The 800-nt window shown below is 68.5% G+C and carries 1 pseudogene; it reads left to right on the top strand.

The features are described 5' to 3' along the window. Positions 1-800, top strand: a pseudogene (locus ACYVEA_RS34635) (hypothetical protein); the annotation flags it as partial.

An 800-nucleotide genomic window follows, 5' to 3' on the forward strand; every position in this document is an offset into this window, starting at 1 on the left:
GAGCTTGAACAGCTGGCCAATGCCATTGGCGCTGGCCGCGTCGCTGATCGTGACGAAGCCTGCGCGACGCTGATGCGCGGCAGCGTGCTGCTGCCCGATTACCTGGAACGCCTGCAGAACGGCCACCGCGATATTCCGATCGTGCTGATGCCGCTGCTCAACGAGATCCGCGCGGCGCGTGGCGAGGACGGCGTGCACGACAGCGTGCTGCTGGCGTTCGCACCGGACAGCGTCACCGCCACCGAGGCTGAGCTGGACCATGCCCGTGGCAGCCTGAGTGGGCGCAACCGCGAACTGCTGGATACCGTCGGCAGCGCGGTGAAGGAAGAACTGCTGCGCATCAAGGATGCGCTGGACCTGCACCTGCGTACCGGCGGTGCACCGGAGCAGCTGCAGACCCAGGCCAACGAACTGGGCGCGGTGGCCGATACCCTGGGCATGATGGGCCTGAGCGTGGCCCGTGGCGTGGTCGTGCAGCAGCGCGACGCGCTGCGCGGCGTGGTCGAGGGCCGCCAGCAGATCGACGAGAACCTGCTGCTGGATATTGCCGGCGCGCTGCTTTACGTGGGTGCCTCGCTGGACGACCAGGTGGCCCATCTGGGCGCCGGCGGCAGTGGCGAGGACGACCCGAGCGCGGTCGAGAACCGGCGCACGGTCGAAGTGCTGGCGCATGAAGCGATCGCCAACTTCGCGGCGGCGCGCGAACACTTCGTCGCCTTCATCGAAACCAGCTGGAACCATGCCGAGCTGCAGGACGTGCCGCGCCTGCTGGGCGATGTGGCCGGCGCACTGCGCATGCT

This window comes from Spirosoma jeollabukense (genome assembly GCF_054777855.1).